Origin of the sequence: Microbulbifer sp. A4B17 (assembly GCF_003076275.1) — a bacterium.
Taxonomy (GTDB): Bacteria; Pseudomonadota; Gammaproteobacteria; order Pseudomonadales; family Cellvibrionaceae; genus Microbulbifer.
Genome location: NZ_CP029064.1, coordinates 4,430,964 through 4,449,098 on the forward strand (window position 1 = coordinate 4,430,964; position 18,135 = coordinate 4,449,098).

13 protein-coding genes are annotated in these 18,135 nt (G+C 49.0%); 6 read left to right on the plus strand and 7 right to left on the minus strand.

Going from position 1 to position 18,135, the window contains the following annotated elements; translation table 11 throughout:
- Nucleotides 1-255: 255 nt before the first annotated feature.
- Complete coding sequence (gene ppk1 / locus BTJ40_RS19455; protein ID WP_108734635.1) at nt 256-2,304, minus strand: polyphosphate kinase 1; 2,049 nt, start codon at nt 2,302-2,304, stop codon at nt 256-258.
- Between the two features lie 387 nt (nt 2,305-2,691).
- On the opposite strand from ppk1, the gene BTJ40_RS19460 reads away from it, so the two are divergent.
- The 3 genes from BTJ40_RS19460 (at nt 2,692) to BTJ40_RS19470 (ending at nt 6,274) form a co-directional block, all read left to right on the plus strand.
- Nucleotides 2,692-4,164, plus strand: a complete 1,473-nt coding sequence (locus BTJ40_RS19460; RefSeq protein WP_108734636.1) for a Ppx/GppA phosphatase family protein — start codon at nt 2,692-2,694, stop codon at nt 4,162-4,164.
- A 64-nt stretch (nt 4,165-4,228) separates the two neighbouring features.
- Nucleotides 4,229-5,695 (plus strand): YdiU family protein, encoded by a 1,467-nt coding sequence (locus BTJ40_RS19465; RefSeq protein WP_108734637.1) that lies wholly within the window; start codon nt 4,229-4,231, stop codon nt 5,693-5,695.
- 159 nt (nt 5,696-5,854) lie between these two features.
- Nucleotides 5,855-6,274, plus strand: coding sequence for a DUF2147 domain-containing protein (locus BTJ40_RS19470; RefSeq protein ID WP_108734638.1), 420 nt, complete (start codon nt 5,855-5,857; stop codon nt 6,272-6,274).
- Between the two features lie 64 nt (nt 6,275-6,338).
- Here the strand turns inward: BTJ40_RS19470 and BTJ40_RS19475 are convergent, their stop codons facing one another.
- The 3 genes from BTJ40_RS19475 to parC form a co-directional block, all read right to left on the minus strand.
- Nucleotides 6,339-7,418 carry an HlyD family secretion protein gene (locus BTJ40_RS19475; RefSeq protein WP_192879358.1) on the minus strand — a complete coding sequence of 360 codons (1,080 nt, stop codon included), beginning with the start codon at nt 7,416-7,418 and terminating at the stop codon, nt 6,339-6,341.
- Entirely contained in the window at nt 7,411-7,860 is a 450-nt protein-coding gene (locus tag BTJ40_RS19480; RefSeq protein WP_108734640.1) for a MarR family winged helix-turn-helix transcriptional regulator, read from the minus strand. The genes BTJ40_RS19475 and BTJ40_RS19480 overlap by 8 nt, the downstream gene beginning before the upstream one ends.
- Before the next feature lie 136 nt (nt 7,861-7,996).
- Nucleotides 7,997-10,246 carry a DNA topoisomerase IV subunit A gene (gene parC, locus BTJ40_RS19485; protein WP_108734641.1) on the minus strand — a complete coding sequence of 750 codons (2,250 nt, stop codon included), beginning with the start codon at nt 10,244-10,246 and terminating at the stop codon, nt 7,997-7,999.
- A gap of 516 nt (nt 10,247-10,762) precedes the next feature.
- Between parC and BTJ40_RS19490 the strand changes: the two genes are divergently transcribed.
- Nucleotides 10,763-11,092 (plus strand): hypothetical protein, encoded by a 330-nt coding sequence (locus BTJ40_RS19490; protein WP_108734642.1) that lies wholly within the window; start codon nt 10,763-10,765, stop codon nt 11,090-11,092.
- Nucleotides 11,093-11,237: 145 nt separating this feature from the next.
- Here BTJ40_RS19490 and BTJ40_RS19495 read toward each other — a convergent pair whose 3' ends face one another.
- Complete coding sequence (locus tag BTJ40_RS19495) at nt 11,238-14,300, minus strand: hypothetical protein (protein WP_157954171.1); 3,063 nt, start codon at nt 14,298-14,300, stop codon at nt 11,238-11,240.
- 1,005 nt (nt 14,301-15,305) lie between these two features.
- On the opposite strand from BTJ40_RS19495, the gene BTJ40_RS19500 reads away from it, so the two are divergent.
- Nucleotides 15,306-15,911 carry an ATP-binding cassette domain-containing protein gene (locus BTJ40_RS19500; RefSeq protein ID WP_108734644.1) on the plus strand — a complete coding sequence of 202 codons (606 nt, stop codon included), beginning with the start codon at nt 15,306-15,308 and terminating at the stop codon, nt 15,909-15,911.
- On the plus strand, nt 15,908-16,708 hold the full coding sequence (gene fetB / locus BTJ40_RS19505) for an iron export ABC transporter permease subunit FetB (RefSeq protein ID WP_108734645.1): 801 nt from the start codon (nt 15,908-15,910) through the stop codon (nt 16,706-16,708). The genes BTJ40_RS19500 and fetB overlap by 4 nt, the downstream gene beginning before the upstream one ends.
- A gap of 69 nt (nt 16,709-16,777) precedes the next feature.
- Here fetB and BTJ40_RS19510 read toward each other — a convergent pair whose 3' ends face one another.
- Both BTJ40_RS19510 and BTJ40_RS19515 read right to left on the minus strand, forming a co-directional pair.
- On the minus strand, nt 16,778-17,083 hold the full coding sequence (locus tag BTJ40_RS19510; protein ID WP_108734646.1) for a hypothetical protein: 306 nt from the start codon (nt 17,081-17,083) through the stop codon (nt 16,778-16,780).
- A gap of 291 nt (nt 17,084-17,374) precedes the next feature.
- Nucleotides 17,375-17,782, minus strand: a complete 408-nt coding sequence (locus BTJ40_RS19515; protein ID WP_108734647.1) for a GFA family protein — start codon at nt 17,780-17,782, stop codon at nt 17,375-17,377.
- Nucleotides 17,783-18,135: the final 353 nt, after the last annotated feature.

An 18,135-nucleotide genomic window follows, 5' to 3' on the forward strand; every position in this document is an offset into this window, starting at 1 on the left:
ATTTAATTGTAGAACAAGATGTCAGGTAACTTTTGGCTATAAATCCCTCGCGATATTATCCAAATCGATAGCAGAGTTTCGCTTAGATAACAAATCTGAGGCAACACTGAATGGCAACTTAATAAAGGGGTAGGCTAATGAGAGAACTTTATGCTTTAGGAGTTGGGGCAATAGCAAAAATCAGGTTTATGACTTGACAGACAAACTGAAAGGTCATCTTTTAAGACTTCCAGTGACTGGATGGTTTTCAATCAGCTATTCAGTCTCACGCTGCTTCAAAAAGCGGTAGATTGCATCTTGCGATCGACAGCCCTTACGCCCAGCATTAGCCAGCTTTGAATTTGTCTGTTTAGCGTCAATCAGGCGCGCCTTCTGGTTATCGCTCCACTGCAATTCCATAATTTTTCGGATAGTGGCCTGGTGCTCTGGATTCACAACCGGGAAAGTAACTTCAACCCGTTGATCCAGATTTCGTTTCATCAGGTCCGCCGAAGACAGCCACATCAGTTCATCGCCCCCATTGTGGAAAATATAAACCCGGGCATGCTCCAGGTATTTATCCACCAAACTGATAATACGGATATTGTCGGACACCCCCGGGGTTTCACAAACCAGCGAGCACATTCCACGTACAATAATATGGATCTTTACTCCAGCAGCACTGGCACGGTAAAGCTGCTCGATAATCTGGCTATCAACAAGGCTATTACATTTGAAAAATAACCCAGCTTTCTGACCCGACTGGGCAGCAGAAATTTCTCGATCGATTGCTTCAGTAATCTCATCTCGGAAGAAAAACGGTGAGGTGATAATACGCTTGAAAGAAGGGCGCTTATGAGGTGTTTGCATAAACTCAAACACGTTGTAAACATCTCGCCCTAGCTCCTGATTACAGGTCAACAAGCTGAAATCACAATAGACCTTTGCCGTGCTCTCATTAAAGTTTCCAGTTCCGAGATGACTGTAGAAACGATCCTTACCATCTTCACGGCGAAGTACAGAAATCAGCTTGCAGTGTACCTTGAGATCAGACATTCCATAGATCACATTAACTCCAGCCTCACTCAGCTCATGGGACCAGTGAATGTTGGCTTTCTCATCAAAACGCGCCCGCAATTCCACCGCTGCCGTCACTTTTTTATTGTTGCGTACCGCATTGACCAGGGCTGAAATTACACGAGAATTCTTGGCCACCCGATAGAGATTGATACGAATCTCTTTGACTTGAGGATCTAGAGCTGCAGAAGCTAAAAAATTCACAATCGCGTGAAAGTCATAATAAGGGTAGTAGTAAAGCCGATCACCCGCACGTAATTGTGAGAATACACTTTCATTTTTTGGCAATGCCGGCAGCGGCGTCAGGCGCTTATATTGAAGTCGAGATGACTCTCCAGGAAACTTCATCAGGTCTTTGGAGTTATGATAACGCCCACCGGGGGTATAGGTATCATAGCGCCCCATTTTCAATTTTTTCTTCACCAACTCCAGCATAATCTCTGGCATATCGCCATCGTATGCCATGCGCACGGGATCTGCGCGTTTTCTCTTTTTCAATGAGCGCTCCATACGATCGAGAATATTCTGGGTAACCTCTTCACTCAACTCCAGTTCAGCATCGCGACTGATCTTAAAGGTATAGGCTCTCGCTTTTACTATAGGTACCACATGGCGAAATATTTCTTTGAGACAAGCGCGGATGATATTATCGAGAACTATGTAGACCTTCTCCCGCTTACCTTCCCGCGGTGGAATCTCCACAAACCGGGGTAGTGTATCTGTAGGAATCTCCATTGCTACATAACGCTCAGCCCCATCATCCAACTCAAGTGCTATTGCAAAATATATGCTGGTTTCATTAATTAGCGGCATGGGCTTGCGCCCATCGATAAAGAATGGCTCCAACTCTGGCAGCACTTCCCGGTGAAAATAACTCTCCACAAACTGGCGCTGGTTCTCGCTGAGAGCCGTTTCCCTAACTACATGAATACCGTGTTTGCCCAGGTCCTTTAAGGCTTTGTTATAGGCCTTTGCATATCGCAGCTGCAATCGCTGTACCCGGTCATTAATCGACTGCAATAAGTTACTAAAGTATTCTTTCTTGTCTCCACCAACAGAAAAAGCCGCTAAACGACGCACCGCTGCAACGTGCACACGAAAAAACTCGTCCAGATTGTTGGAAAAAATACCCAGGAAGTGTACCCGCTCGATAATAGGTACATCCTCATCTTCAACTTCCTGCAAAACACGTTCGTTGAAGGAGAGCCAGCTCAACTCTTTAGGGAATAGAGGCACATCATTAGACATGGCAAAACCGTAAAACGCACCCGGGATCTTACGACTGCTTACAAGCCCAGATAATTCTGGAAAACAATCTAAAGCACAGGGATAAGAAATCAATATTAAGCAAATAAATATGCCACTGAAATGCAGCCACGGGCAAGCTTCAATAGAAATTTAGCAATCTATTATGGCCCTATAATTTTCTGCCACACTACTTCCAGCCCAATTTGGTACAAATAAACAAAAAATATCTTTTATTTATAAAATAAATTTCACAATTCTGTAATATTGTTGCAAGTGGCGCCGTTGTGGTGCATTTAAAAGTAACTCAACCAATTATTGGACTAGAAAGTGGCAAGATGAATAATAGAGTGTCCAACTCTATTTCTTGGCGCCTTCAGCGGGATATTGATGCAAACACCAAACGAACGCTACGCCGCCCTCGACCTGGGCTCAAACAGTTTCCACCTGCTGCTGGCAGAGTTTCGCGATCAGCGTATGGTACGGCTACATACTGACCGGGCAATGGTCCGCTTGGCTGAAGGCTTGGATATCAATCACCACCTAGACCCGGCAGTAACCGAGCGCGCCCTTGCAGCGTTACAGCGCTTCCAGCCAGTAATGGATAAGTTGCCGCTGGACCATGTTCGTGTTGTAGGAACAAATACCTTACGCATTGCCGCAGCCAACGCCGACGGTTTCCTTGAAGAAGTGGAGTCGATCCTCGGAGTGCCGGTTGAAATTATCAGCGGCATCGAAGAGGCCCGCCTGATTTTTAATGGGGTACTGGCCGCCGCTAATGGCCCACCCAGATTGCGCTGCATTATTGATATCGGCGGAGGCTCCACCGAACTGGTCCGCGGCGGTGACACACCGCAACAACTGGAGAGCCTGGAGATGGGTTGTGTCTCCTATAGCAAGCGCTTCTTTGCCGATGGCCTGATCAGCCGCAATACGTCTAACCACTTCCAGCGCGCAAGGCGTGCAGCTCGGGCAGAGCTACAGGAGTTGCAACATATCGCTGAGGGCGCCGAGGTCACTGGCTGCTCTGGGACGATTAAAGCGGTATCCCGCATCTGTAACAACGGCGAGGTTAAAGCGATAAAGCGTGGGGATATTGACCTGCTCGCTCACCGGGTGGCTTCCGCCGACCACATTGCCGACCTGGATTTACCCCATCTCGATGAAGAACGCCGCCCGGTATTTGCCGCGGGCCTGGCCATACTGCACGCCATTTTTTGCGAGCTGGATATTATGCGTATGGAAGTTTCCCCCTATGCGATCCGTGAGGGCATAGTGCACGACCTGGCTGGGCGCCTGCACGGCGGAGATCGTCGCGCAGATACCATTGCCGCGATGGTGAAGCGCTGGCAGGTGGACACCAACCAAGCGCGGCGTGTCAGTTCAACTTCTCTCAATCTTCTGCAACAATTGCGCCCCCAGTACTCGCCAGAGGGCAAGGTGCGCCTACACTGGGCAATCCAACTTCACGAAACCGGGCTCGCACTAACCCACAGCAGTTTTCGCAAGCTTGGCGCCTATATGATTAAGCACGCAGACCTGGCCGGCTTCTCCAGAAGTGAACAGGAGCACCTGGCCTATCTGGTGCACAACCAGCGCGGGCGTATCAAGCCGCCGCGCGAGCACTATGGCTTTCACCCCAGCCCGGACCTGCTACTTTGCCTGCGTCTGGGCTGTATCATTCACCGCGACCGTACCGAGCGCAGCCTGGATGGATTGAAACTCTATGACCAGGGAGACTCCTATCATTTAGAGGCCGATCAGCAATGGTTGGAGGAGAGCCCGGCGGTTGCCGAGCTACTTGAGCAGGAGGAGCTTCACTGGCGCTCTCAAAACCGCCCGCTGCACGTGACTGCGGTTTAACTCCAAGTGGGTTACCCTGCGACCCTAGCGCTTCAAGCGGCAACCCACCCTACAATAAAAAGCTATGAAACTCAGCGAAGTTACTCTCGAACACCGCTATGCCGATCTTGGGGAAGCCTTTGGCACCACCGTGGCGCCAACGCCTTTTCGCCACCCCAAGGTAATAGATACCAACCCGGCGGTTCTGCAACTGCTGGGTATAGATCCCAATGAGAAATCCGACCCGGCTTGGGCCGAGCTAGGCTGCGGGGCTAGGCTATTTAAGGGAAGTCGCCCCTTCGCGATGAAATATACCGGCCATCAGTTTGGGGTCTACAACCCGGATCTTGGCGACGGCCGCGCTCTATTATTGGGAGAGATTGAAAGTGAAGGTCGATACTGGGAGCTGCACCTCAAAGGCGCCGGTAAGACCCCCTACTCCCGCTTTGGTGATGGCCGCGCCGTTTTGCGCTCAACGATAAGGGAGTACCTCGCCAGCGAAGCCCTATACGGCCTGGGGATACCCAGTACCCGCGCGCTGTGTATTGTCGGCAGTGACGAGCCCGTAACCCGAGAGAAGATCGAAACCGGAGCCATGCTCATCCGTGTTGCCGAAAGTCATGTGCGTTTCGGGCACTTTGAATACCTGTTTTACACCAAACAGCTGGAGGCCCTACAGGAGCTGATCGAAGTTATTTGCCGCCGCTTTATACCGGGCACCGAAGGTATGGCTGTGGTCGATCAGGCCGAGGCACTGCTGCGTTTTACCACCCGGCGCAGCGCCGAACTGGTTGCCGCCTGGCAGTCCGTAGGCTTTGCCCACGGTGTACTCAATACTGATAACATGTCGATTATTGGCGATACCTTCGACTACGGACCCTATGCATTCCTGGATGACTACGATCCCACTTTTATCTGCAACCATTCGGACCACACTGGCCGCTATGCCTTCGAGCAACAGCCGGGCGTCGTGCTCTGGAACCTGAATGCACTGGCCCATGCGCTCTCGGCTTTTGTGGGCGTAGACGCTCTGCGCGAGTGCCTGGAGCAGTTCCAGCCTGTGGTGAGCGAGGTCTACGCCCAACGAATGCGGGCAAAACTGGGGCTGGAGCGGGAAGAGGATGGCGACCAGGCCCTCTGCGCAGAATTGCTCGAGTTGTTACAGCAAAGCCAGGCCGACTACACCCTGTTTTTCCGCGCTCTGGCGCACTATCGGGGTGAGCGACCGGCCACGGGGCTGCACGAACTACTCAATCCTACTCACCACAGCGCACTGGATAAGTGGCTGGGGCACTACGACCGTCGCCTCGCCAGAGAGACCAACAACTCCCGCGAACGCAATCTGGCTATGCTCTCAGTCAACCCCAAATATATTCTGCGCAACTATTTGGCACAGAAGGTCATCGAGGCCGCCGAAGATGGCGACTATCATCCCTTGCGGACTTTGCGCCAGTTACTGCAATCCCCATTCGCCGAGCACCCGGAACACGAAGCCTGGGCCAGTGCGCCACCAGAATCCGGTAAGCGCATTCCCCTGAGCTGCTCTTCTTAACGTCTCGAAATTGGAACAAATATATCGAAAAAGTAGGTAAATGTGGGCAAATGCTACTTTTTGGCTGTTAGATTTTACCTGATGACGACTTGCCCACTGCCCTTGGGGATGACTTGATGTAAGATCTGGGTCACCCTACTTTACATAGGAAAATAAGTGATGATTAGAAACCTGCTTCTGGCCACCTTTGGCCTGCTGTTCGCCCTGCAGGCCAGTGCTGCAGATATCCTGGGCAACTGGCGCACTATCGATGACGAGACCGGAGAAACAAAGTCCATCGTCAACATCTATGAAAAGGATGGGAAGTATTATGGCAAGGTAGTGGATCTTCTGATGAAGCCTAACGACACTGTTTGCGACAAGTGCCCAGGCGACCTGAAAGGTAAGCCCATTGTCGGCATGGATGTCATTAGCGGGTTGGAAAAGAAAGGGAAAAAATACGAGGACGGGGAAATTCTCGACCCGGTAAAAGGCAAGGTTTACGACCTGAAAGTCTGGCTGGAGGATGACAACACCCTTAAGCTGCGCGGCTACCTGGGCTTCCTCTACCGCACCCAAACTTGGCACCGAGTTCAATAAACAACTTAGTGCAGCTTTCGGGCCCGAGTTCTATCGGGCCCAGAACCCTCTCTCTCAAACCCAGTTAAAGCACCACCCTGCCGCTTTCACCGCTCGTTGCACGGGCCGACACCACTTTATCGTCTTCACTGGTATCAATTCGTACCTTGGCGCTCATACCTGCGCGCAGAGGCGGAGAATCCTTGAGGGGGTATAGACGCAATCGCACCGGCACCCGCTGCACGACTTTCTCCCACTTGCCACTGGCATTCTGCGGCGGTGTGGAAGCAAACTCACTGCCACTGGCGGGGCTCATACTGTCCACCTGAGCCTGCCACTCAAAATCCGGGTAGGCATCCAGGGTCACTTCCGCTTGCTGACCCGTGCGCACGCGACCCAGCTCGGTCTCTTTCAGGTTGGCCTCCACCCAAAGGCCAGTGGAGCCAATCATTTGCAGCAGGTTAATGCCCAGAGTGGCCATCTCCCCCACCTTGGGTACGGTATTGGCGATAGTGCCATCCACGGGAGCAATAATGCGCGTGCGCGATAATTGGTAGCGGGCTGTATCCAGTTGCGCTTGAGCCACTTTTAAATCTGCCTGCTCTTCCAGGGCAATGCTCGGGTCGCCCCCCAATTCAGCGCGCAAGCTGGAGAGCTTCTCAGCATTAATAGTGATCTGTGCACGGGCCCTCTCCAACTGCTGGCGGGCGCTGTCCAGCTCCGCCTCGGAAAACGCCACCTTGCTCAGTTTTTCATTGCGCTCCAACTGGCGGCGGTAAAAGTCCGCATCTTTCCGTGCCTGCTGCAACGCTGCATCCGCCTCAGCATATTCCGAACGACGAGCGAGCAATTCGTTGCGCACCTGGGCCAGGCGCGCCTCCGCCTCAGTTACCGCCAGCTCGAAGGCCGTACGGTCAATTTGAATCAGTAGCTGGCCTTTTTCCACCACCTGATTGGCGCTCACCAGAACCTGGGTGACCACGCCACTGACCTCAGGCGCCAGGGAAATCTTGTCCGCTTTCACGTAAGCGTTTTCTGTCTCGACAATATCGCCACCGCGCAAAAGGTTCCATCCCACAATCAGGACAGAAAGTACCAGGAAAAATGAGAGTGCGAACTCTCGTTGCCCGGCGCGGTCTAGCTTATTGGACAGTTTTTCAGTCACATTCAATCTCTTCACGTGTCAGATTCTTGCGCAGCCGCAATAGGAACGCCTGCAATTGATCCACCTCTGCGGCGGAAAAGCCCGCAAGTGCCTCACTGCGGGTCTGCTGGGCTACGCCGCCCAGTAGCTCAAGGGCCGGCATTGCCTGCTCCGTAAGATGAATACGGTAACAGCGCCGGTCATCCGGGTCCGGGCGCCGTTCCACGAACCCCTCCTGCTGGAGGTTATCAAGCTGGCGCGCAAGGCTGATCGGCGCCAGGTCCAGGCGCTCGGCCAATTCCGCTTGCTTGAGACCCTCCTCACGCAATAGATGCCAAAGCACCTGCCAACGAGACCCACTGAGGCCATGATCCTTGGCCCTGCGGTCAAAGTTGCGCCGCAGCAGCCGTGCTGCACTGTGTAGTTCAAAACTCATTTCAGTAACGGCATCTTCCCTGGACATATCTGCTCTCCCTGTCTAAGGCCGCTCATTATAAGCCTGCTTATTATTTCATCAATGTGCGAGTTATCAATATCCCAAAACCCCATTAAAAAAGGCGGTCACTAGGACCGCCCTTTCGACCTGCATCCGGGATGGTCTATTTCTCCAGAACCTCGATCTTATCGACCTTCTGGAAGCCCCGGGGCAGCTTGTTGCCGCGCCGGCCACGCTCGCCGCGATAGTGATCCATCTCCGAGATCTTGATCTTGGTATGGCGCTTACCGGCGTGAACGACCAGTTGGTCCCTGCCCTTCAATACGGCAACACCGATGACCACCTCTTCGCGGGCCGCAGCGCGGGCTGAAGTGATATTGATAATTTTGTTGCCCTTGCCTTTGGACAATTCCGGCAATTCAGTCACCGGGAATACCAACATGCGCCCTTCAGTGGTCACCGCTGCCAGCAGAACGTCATCGAGACTCTCCAGCAATTGAGGTGAAAGTACCTGAGCCCCCTTGGGCAGGGTCAGCATGGCTTTACCCGCCTTATTGCGCGACTGCAAATCAGAGAGCTTGGCGATAAAGCCATAGCCCGCATCGGAAGCCAGTAACACTCGCTGCTCATCAGGGCCCATCAACAAGCCCTCAAAGGTGGCACCGGAGGGGGGATTGATACGCCCGCTGAGGGGTTCGCCCTGCCCTCGTGCCGAAGGCAAAGTATGGGAGGCAATGGAGTAACTGCGACCGGTGCTATCGAGTAATAACGCGGGCTGGTTACTCTTGCCCCGCGCGGCAAAACCGAGACTGTCCCCCGCCTTATAACTGAGCGCTGCCGCATCAATTTCATGGCCCTTAGCCGCGCGAATCCAACCTTTTTCAGAAACGATAACGGTGATGGGATCTGAGGACAGCAGCTCGGATTCACTAAACGCCTTGGCCTCTTCACGAGCCACAATCGGGGAACGGCGATCGTCGCCAAACTCTTTGGCAGCAGCTAGAAGCTCTTTCTTGATCAAAGTCTTGAGGCGACGCTCACTGTTGAGGGTCTTGGTGAGTGTATCGCGCTCTTTTTCCAACTCCGCCTGCTCACCGCGAATCTTTATCTCTTCCAGGCGCGCCAACTGTCGCAGCTTGGTATCGAGGATATAGTCCGCTTGGATATCCGTGAGCTCAAAGCGATCCATCAGCTCCTGCTTGGGCTCGTCACTGGTGCGGATAATCTCGATCACTTCATCAATATTGAGGAAAGCAACCAGCAAACCTGCCAACAGGTGCAGGCGCTTCTCAACTTTATCCAGACGAAACTGGAGACGACGGCGGGTGGTAGTAGCGCGGAAAGTCAGCCACTCCCGCAGGATTTTATCGAGGGATTTCACCTGCGGGCGCCCGTCGATACCGATCATATTCATATTGACGCGGTAGTTGCGCTCAAGATCAGTGGTGGCGAACAGGTGATTCATCACCGATTCCATATCCACCCGGTTGGACTTCGGCACAATTACCAGGCGAGTCGGGTTTTCGTGATCCGACTCATCGCGCAAGTCGCTCACCATGGGCAGCTTCTTCGCCTGCATCTGTTGGGCGATCTGCTCCAGTACCTTGGCACCGCTCACCTGATGGGGCAGCGCGGTAATGACAATATCACCGTCTTCCTTGCTCCACAGGGCGCGCATCTTGATAGAACCGCGACCGGAGGTGTAAATCTTACGGATATCATCCCGCGGCGTAATAATCTCTGCCTCAGTGGGCATATCCGGGCCGAGAATATGCTCACACAGCTCTTCTACTGTGGCCTTGGGATTTTCCAGCAGCTCTACAGTCGCGTTGACCACTTCGCGCAAGTTATGTGGGGGAATATCCGTAGCCATGCCCACGGCAATACCGGTGGTACCGTTCAATAGAATATTGGGCACCCGCGCAGGTAGTACGCAGGGCTCATCCATGGTGCCGTCAAAGTTGGGCTGCCAGTCCACAGTGCCCTGACCCAGCTCCGACAGCAGCACTTCCGAATATTTACCCATGCGCGACTCGGTGTAACGCATCGCGGCAAAGGACTTGGGATCATCCGGCGAGCCCCAGTTGCCCTGGCCGTCAATCAGGGGGTAGCGATAACTAAAGGGCTGCGCCATCAGTACCATCGCCTCGTACACCGCGCTATCGCCGTGGGGGTGGTACTTACCGATCACATCGCCGACGGTGCGTGCGGACTTTTTATACTTGGCAGTATTCTTCAGGCCCAGCTCGCTCATGGCGTAGACAATACGCCGCTGTACAGGCTTAAGGCCGTCACCGATATTCGGCAGGGCGCGGTCCAGGATCACATACATGGAGTAATCCAGGTACGCCTTTTCGGTGTACTCCTTTAACGGCAGGCGCTCTGTGGCCTCATAAACAGAGGTGTCGGTCATACAGCACTCGTTATTTTGTTCGGAAGGGGTGGATTATGGCGGACTGGGGCGGGAGGTTCAAAGGGGGCTGATAGTGGATTTTATCACATTTGTTCAAAATTTGCTCAACAAGCAAAACCTAAAGAGACTATCCAAACTCCCTTACTAACAGCAATTTAGCCAATAACGCTCTAAATTTTTAAAGCTTATCCTCGATCAACTTAATATGACCGTATTAATTATCTAACTCGCACTGATAGTAATCTGCCTTACACCCTAGCTGGCATCTCAAAAAATTTCTTTTCACTCATGGTTTGATAGGTTTAAAATATATGTCTTGAATTAAAACAGTTAAAGAAGCTAAACATTCTGTTAAATATCCAAAGTGTAAATAGTATTTAACTGAAGATTTATAGGAACAGCATCTAGTAGATTGACTATAAAAATAGCTATCAGTGCATTTTGAATGCCCAACATAATTAAATAAAACCCAATTTTAAACCACTTCATATAATTTACTTTAGGAATTTTACTTCGATGGAAAAAGGCATATTTAAACTAGCGATTTTCGGACTTTTCATGGCATCTTTAAACACCAGCGCCGCCACAGGTCCCTACACAGCCCATATAAAACAAATTCAAGCTACCGAGCTAGGTAACCCCTACAATACTATCTATCTAGACTTAGATATAACTGACTCTCCATGCTCCAGCACCAACTCCCTGGATCGCCTCACACTTTACTCTGAAGCCCAATACAGTATGGCTTTAGCTGCATTCATGTCTGATTCTCAAGTAACCATTTATGGAACCGGCGAGTGTTATTTCGATATAGAAAGAATCAACAATATGCAGATTAAGAAATGACCTTCATTAGAAATTCATCTAAATATGGAACTGGCTCTGAATAGAGCAATGCACTTTAGGTATTACTAGTAAAGGGATTACGTTTTTCATAGCAATCCCTTTCTTACCTCAATTAAACTAAAATTCTTAATACTAAATACGACTATTATAGAGGGCCAGAGGGACTACCATCATTACAAGTAGAGTAATTGCTAGCCTTAAAGCGATGCTCAAAAATCAGTTCTACGTCCCTAATTGCTTCAACATCCACCACTGAACCGTAGATATCCTCCAATAAGAAGGATAAACGCCAACCTGTCGCCGCAACACTGCGCTCCTTAAATAAATCTGTAACCGTATTGATAGAGCCTGCTCCAGACCCAAATACATCCAGAGACGCACTCATAGGCACACGATAACTATTGCGAACAGCAGCCAGCTGAGAAAGTCCCGCGGCATCCCATAACAGCGCGCTGTAAATGTTGAACTCTCCCTCAACGCCAGCAGCACCTTCATCAGTGATAACTTCATTTCCAGGGAGAGAGTCCCGCACAACACTGGCACCACCATAGGTAAGGTAAGCTGGGGTTTGAACTTCACCACTAGTGCTATAGAGAATGGGGATATTAAGCTCTACTGTTTCAATCTTATCCCCATAGGCACCAGCAACAGCGATACAATTCTCCCCATCTACTTCACTGATAATCGGTCCAGTGAAAAGATCACTCCTAACAGGTTCTTTAACCGTACTAAACTCGATTGTTACCCAGGTGTCAGACCCGAAAGTGCGTGCCAGTAATTTCAGCTGTTCTTGAAAGGCCTCTCGGGCGCTTAAGCGGGGACCGTTTTGTTGATTCGGATCTGGGTGTAAATAGGTTTGTTCTTTACCGTTAATACTATCCCTGTATCCGAATACATCCTCTTTGATGGAAAACACATCACTTTCCTGATGAGAAGTAGCTATACCCGGCGAGTCAAAATCCATCATTTTGCCGTAAAAATCCCACATATCCCCAGCATTACGCAGATGGAATACAGAGCCTTTGCTGATATCTACATCACGAATAGCGAAAGATTTTTGCCATTTATACTCCAGCGCCTCGGCAGTATAGAAAAGCCACCGTTGTGCACGATCAAAATCACTGGCCGCTTTTAAGGTCGTCTCTGTAATTCGACGTGAATAAATCAGGTCTGCAAAATAACGCTGAGCGGTCATTGGGGCATCACTGGTTGCAACCGCGATCAAGCTACTGGCCTGATTCAAAATAACAGGGAGACGCTTCGCTTCCTGCACCAGTGTCGCTTCACCCTGGGCGAGTTCCAAAACAATAGCATTCACTTCGAGCCATAAACTTTCCAGGCGGTACTGACTACCAGCCTCCAGAATTTTGCCACTGTTATCGTACAGAGACGCACGGTGTTCAGCTGCAAGAGTCATATTCGCAGCTTCGGGCAGAGTAAAATCGTCCAAGTCATCAATAGAACTGTTGATCGCGGTTACACGATCTGAAAGCTCGTCAACATCATCCCAGCTACTGCTCATATAATCTTGGGCAGCTGTAGATAGAGATTCGAACAATACCGAGTGGGAATTGAATACTTCTTGCTTCTGGCGAATGCGATTAATCTGCTGGCCAAGAGAACTCTGCTGCGAACGATAATCCACAACAATCTTCTCAAAACCATCTGCAACACCAGCATCTTGCGCTAAGCGCTCCACTTCCAACTCGATTTTTGCCAGGCGATTATCAAGCCGCTGAAGACTTAGGAGGATAGAATTTTGAACACTATCTACATTCCGCGACCAAGCAGCTACTTCACTATTGTCTCGAGCCTCACTGGTGATATCTACACAGTTTTTGTCATAGCAACTACTTGGGAACCTAGCACCTAACAAACTGTATAATTTATTAGACGACAGTTCATGGCGCCCAATATAGGCGTCCGTTAATGCCTGGGCATTATGAAGGTAGCTATCATAATCCAACTTGGCAGCAGCAAGACTACTTTCCGCCTGCACAATAAAGCCTGTATCTTCCCCATCGAGGAACTCACTCAATATATTGAAAGCATCAAAATGTGTATCGCTGCTAAAACCGTGTGGCACAGCTAACTTCGACATACCCAGGAAGTTAGTATCACCGGTAAGCCAGGACATAGCATTTTCCAGCTGATCAATTTGAAAATGCCACAGCTCTACCGCCTGAGGTAAGCCGGAATGCGAAGAGACTTCAGTAAAATCAGTGCCGGAGAATAGAACGCGTAAATCAGCTTCCTTGGCTAGCAGAGTATTCTGCAGAGATAAAATCTCATCGATCATTTGAGTAGACAAGGAAGAGTTAAGCTGGCCTGACTCTATCAATAAGCCTGCCTGCTGTACTTTTATGGCCGCAAGATTACCCATTAACTGGTACAGCAAGGTGATATCTTTGTACTCGCCGGGCAGAACACCGGCTGGGGCGACATCGTTTTGGGTATCTGTGACGGGATCATAGTACCGAGGACTAACCTGACCCCGAGAGCTGGTCAATTGCTGCAGATAAGTGGGCGTATTCTCTACTAGAGCCACATACTCAACGAAAGCACTATTGAGCAGGGTAAAGGCATTCTCGACATGCTCAATTTCAATAGCAGCCAGCTCTCCATTCAAACGACTGGACAGCGCCTTATCCAGAGTAATATTGGCGTGAACAATTTCTGCGACCGCTCGATCGTAATAGAGATCCAGCAAGGACTGTTGCAGGTCTAAATTAGTGGGATATAACTCTAACTGTTCGTAAATCAGAGCTTCAGCAACAGAAATACGTGCACGCTCCGGATAGCCATATAAATCAGAAAACTCTTTGGGAGAGACACTGCTAAGATAGCTATTGATAACCTCTTCAGATTTACCATCCAAGCTATACATTAAATCTAAATAACGGAATGCTGCATTATCGCGAGAATAAACCCCACCTTGCGGATCCTCTGCCTCAGCACTTACTGAATCAGCTTCGTTATAATAAAGCTGCTTACGAATAGCATCTACTAGCAGCTGACTTTCTACTTGAGTACCAATTCCAGTAGAAAACTCCAGTGCACTAGCTCCATCTAGTTTTGATGCAGCTGTCAATTCACTGCCAGATAACTTATCTGTGACTCCAGATTCGCCTCTAGCCGGAGAGTGCAACGACAGCCCAGCAACTAGTGCCAGTCCCATAACAACTGTCGATCTCGACGAGTATTTCACTTATTCCCTTCCTATATTCTTATAATTTATCCCTTTAGCCTGCCACATCCATCCACATACGTTCACCGCAATAAAACAATACAACAGGATAAAATTCGCACGCTTTCTAACATGGCAATTAATTAAATTCAACAATAATAAATTCACCATCACCACTTATTACACCCAAACCCGTTAATGAAATAAATTCGCATACGGTAAATTCAAACTTGCATATAAAATATATTTACCGAGAAATTTCTATAAACATAAATCCCCTGAAGTCATTATTAAGAAGACTAAAAACCTAAAAATCCGATAGAGATCAACTTCTATCACATAATTTACACCCCTAATTTTACGATCAACAACCCACCCTATAAAAATTCACTTCACCTTTACCATAAATATAATTCTCATAGTTCCATAGTAGATAAGCGCAAGAAATAAAATTCTCGACCCAGCAATTTCAAGCAACTCGTAATTGTATACACAAGAAATACAGGGAAGAACCATTAAATTAGCTTCTGCACCATAAAGAACCGTAGTTTCAAATATTCCTGTAATATACCCTACATCGTATAATTTTATCTTTAGCCTTTCAGATAAATTTTTATTTTCAGAAGAGTCGCAAATATGCTCTATAGTAGAAGAGTATCCACCTACGAGTAGAATTAAAAATATCTAAAACCCTCTCACCTAAAACCCTCCCACCAAGAAAGAAGCAAATTTTTGGTCATAATTCACTAGACAAATATGAAAAAGGCGAAAAAGAGTTACTTCTCTTAACATAACCCTATAATATGCAAGAAATACAATTTCTTATATTGAGATTATTAAAATAATAGGACCAAATAACAATTTATTTTCCGCATTGAGATTTGAGATTTGAGATTTGAGATTTGAGATTTGAGATTTGAGATTTGAGATTTGAGATTTGAGATTTTCAATAGAACTACAAGCGCTTCACTCAGACAGCTAATGTGAAGATAATTATTGGTATCCAATATCTATACAGAGCCATCCATGCCGGACCTTAAAATCAAAGACCTTTCCATCGGCACTTTGCAGGGCGTGAGCTTTACCCTAAAGCCCGGCCTAATTACTTGCATATCTGGTCCATCTGGCGCTGGGAAGAGTCGCTTGCTTAGAGCCATAACAGACTTAGAATCTCACTCTGGTGATATATTCCTGGGTGATAAATCTCAATGTGCTTATCCAGCACACAAGTGGAGAAGCCATGTGATGTTGGTTCCTGCGCAGAGTGCCTGGTGGGGAGAAACTGTCGGCGATCACTTCGCATCATCCATGAATGATGCTTTAAAAGGTCTCGGCTTTCCTGAGGACGCGGTAAAGTGGCAAGTAAATCGACTCTCTTCGGGAGAAAAGCAGCGCCTGGCCCTTATTCGCGCAATATCCTACAAACCCCAAGTACTTCTTCTGGATGAGCCCACGGCCAACTTGGACGCCGACTCCACTCAAGTAGTAGAGCAATGGCTGACGGGGCTCATTGAAAAACACAGGCTGCCTACGATTTGGGTAGCTCATAGCCAGGAGCAGATTCGAAGGGTAGCTCACCGCCACTTGGCCATTGTTAATAACCAACTGGAAGAACAGGACGTCCATCAATGAGTGTGATCGACCTATCCTGGTGGCAATTATCATTAGCGGCGGGGCTGGTGTTAGCCCTGGCTGTTTGTACTCATATCGCACGTCTACAGTTGAGTCGATCTCTGGTCATTGCCGCCCTGCGTACAGCAATTCAGCTAACGCTGGTCGGGCTTGTACTGGAAACCCTATTTGCAGTTGGCACCTTGCTTTGGATCGGACTGCTGGCCATGGCAATGCTGTTATTTGCCGGACAACAGGTGGCTGCCCGACAAAAGTATCGCCTGCGCGGAGGCTGGAGCTTTGCTATTGGCACCCTATCAATGCTGGTGTCCGCTTTCAGTATCACTATTTTAAGTTTGGCCGTACTTATTGGCCCCACTCCTTGGTATCAACCACAGTATTCCATTCCACTTTTAGGCATGCTGCTGGGAAACACAATGACTGGCGTCGCTCTGAGCCTGGACCGCTTGACTGAGAGTATGCGGCGCTCACGGGATATCATTGAGAATCGCCTGATGCTGGGACAGACCTGGCAACTAGCCAGCCTGGAATTCCGGCGGGATGCGATGCGCGCAGGGATGATGCCAACCATCAACTCAATGGCTGCCGCTGGCATAGTATTCTTACCAGGGATGATGACAGGGCAGATTCTTTCTGGTACTTCTCCCACAATTGCCGTGAAATATCAGATTCTTATTCTCTTTGCGATTGCATCAGGTACTGGCTTCGGCACCTTTCTCGCTGTTGCATTGGCCTCTAGGCAAATGTTTGATAAACGGGAACGCTTGCGCACAGACCGCCTGATTAAGAATGCCTAAGGAGCGACAGAAAAATTCAATTAGAGGTGAGGAGCGCTGGCTAAGAGAGCACCAGCGCTCGAGTGGCATTTAGCGGCCAAAGAATAAGATGGCGGCAGCCATTATCAGGCCTACCAACAGGACCCATACGCCGCGCAGCATCAGCGAACGGGCATATTCGGCCTCCTTGTAACGCAACGCATAGGGAATGCCGGTAATCGGTCCTAGGACGATCGTTACAATCCCCCAAACCCAACGCTTGTTACCCAGGGCTGTCAACGCAGCCATCAGGCCTCCAAACCAGCATAAAGTTACGCCAATTACAATTACCACCAACGCCAGGATGGACCACCATTGGTTGGCCAGGAAAATTTCTACAATTTGGGTTTCAGTCATGGAATTTAGCCAGTCCGTATTACCTTCCGATTACATCTTAATGCTCCCGACCCCCAAAAAGATTAGGTGCTGTCGGAACTAAATATCCGGACACCAACGCTAGAGAGCTAAAAGAACTACCGTAGCGAGTAACACCCACATAGACGTCCCAGTTGGTACCCTTCAAAGCTGAAATCACCATTGGAGGGAGCGGCGATACAGCCCTAGGACACTATAGTAACCCCAAAGTGTATCCCAGGCGCACATATAGCCTTATCCACAAGATATCCACGAGCTAGCAAGCACTCACTATCATGAATACTCAGTGACTATCTCGAGCCCAGTAATCTTCTGAGTTTCATTGGCAAACTCGTAGTAATCCGGTTTTTCATCGATAAAGATCTGGTGCGTCATTGTTGTATCTGCCGGAAGATCAAAGATTCCCGCCGGCACCGAATACTGGGAAGTTTCCTTTAGGCGGTAAAAGAGATGGGAACCACACTTAGAGCAGAAACCTCGCTCGGCCCAAATTGATGAGTCAAACACACTGACGTGCTCCTCTCCGGTAATCTCAACGCTGGTTTGGCAGTCCACAGCCAGTAAGGGGCCACCACCCCACTTCTTGCACATACCACAGTGACAAACCCCCAGGTTTGAAGAGGGCAAAGACGCGCTAATTGTCACTGAACCGCAGAGGCAACTTCCGTGTACTTGAGTCATTTTTCTACCTAGATATCTCTTACTTAAAAAATCAATATAAAACTATAAGTGGAAACTATCATATAAAAGTTAACAACAATTGATCTAAAGCAATATTAAACTGACCCTCACAAAGCAGTGTGAGTTAGTGCACAATCAATCTGCATAAAATCGCTACAGACACTTCCAAAGTATATTAATAAGCCACTTATTAAAGTGACTATGCACACTTTATTCCGTCTCTTCAAGCCACAATAAAAAAACTATAGATATTCCCAAGTAAAAAATTACCCACATCCAAAATAAATTAATACTCACTTACAAGAAAAACACTTGAAGACATACATCAATCAGAGAAGTTATCAAGAAACCAA

Bases quoted from the DNA above. Each gene is read 5' to 3' on its own strand.
- BTJ40_RS19470 (WP_108734638.1), top strand. From the start codon at position 5,855: ATGATTAGAAACCTGCTTCTGGCCACCTTTGGCCTGCTGTTCGCCCTG.
- fetB (WP_108734645.1), top strand. From the start codon at position 15,908: ATGAGTGTGATCGACCTATCCTGGTGGCAATTATCATTAGCGGCGGGG.
- BTJ40_RS19490 (WP_108734642.1), top strand. From the start codon at position 10,763: ATGGAAAAAGGCATATTTAAACTAGCGATTTTCGGACTTTTCATGGCA.
- BTJ40_RS19460 (WP_108734636.1), top strand. From the start codon at position 2,692: ATGCAAACACCAAACGAACGCTACGCCGCCCTCGACCTGGGCTCAAAC.
- ppk1 (WP_108734635.1), bottom strand. From the start codon at position 2,304: ATGTCTAATGATGTGCCTCTATTCCCTAAAGAGTTGAGCTGGCTCTCC.
- BTJ40_RS19500 (WP_108734644.1), top strand. From the start codon at position 15,306: ATGCCGGACCTTAAAATCAAAGACCTTTCCATCGGCACTTTGCAGGGC.
- BTJ40_RS19510 (WP_108734646.1), bottom strand. From the start codon at position 17,083: ATGACTGAAACCCAAATTGTAGAAATTTTCCTGGCCAACCAATGGTGG.
- parC (WP_108734641.1), bottom strand. From the start codon at position 10,246: ATGACCGACACCTCTGTTTATGAGGCCACAGAGCGCCTGCCGTTAAAG.
- BTJ40_RS19480 (WP_108734640.1), bottom strand. From the start codon at position 7,860: ATGTCCAGGGAAGATGCCGTTACTGAAATGAGTTTTGAACTACACAGT.
- BTJ40_RS19465 (WP_108734637.1), top strand. From the start codon at position 4,229: ATGAAACTCAGCGAAGTTACTCTCGAACACCGCTATGCCGATCTTGGG.
- BTJ40_RS19515 (WP_108734647.1), bottom strand. From the start codon at position 17,782: ATGACTCAAGTACACGGAAGTTGCCTCTGCGGTTCAGTGACAATTAGC.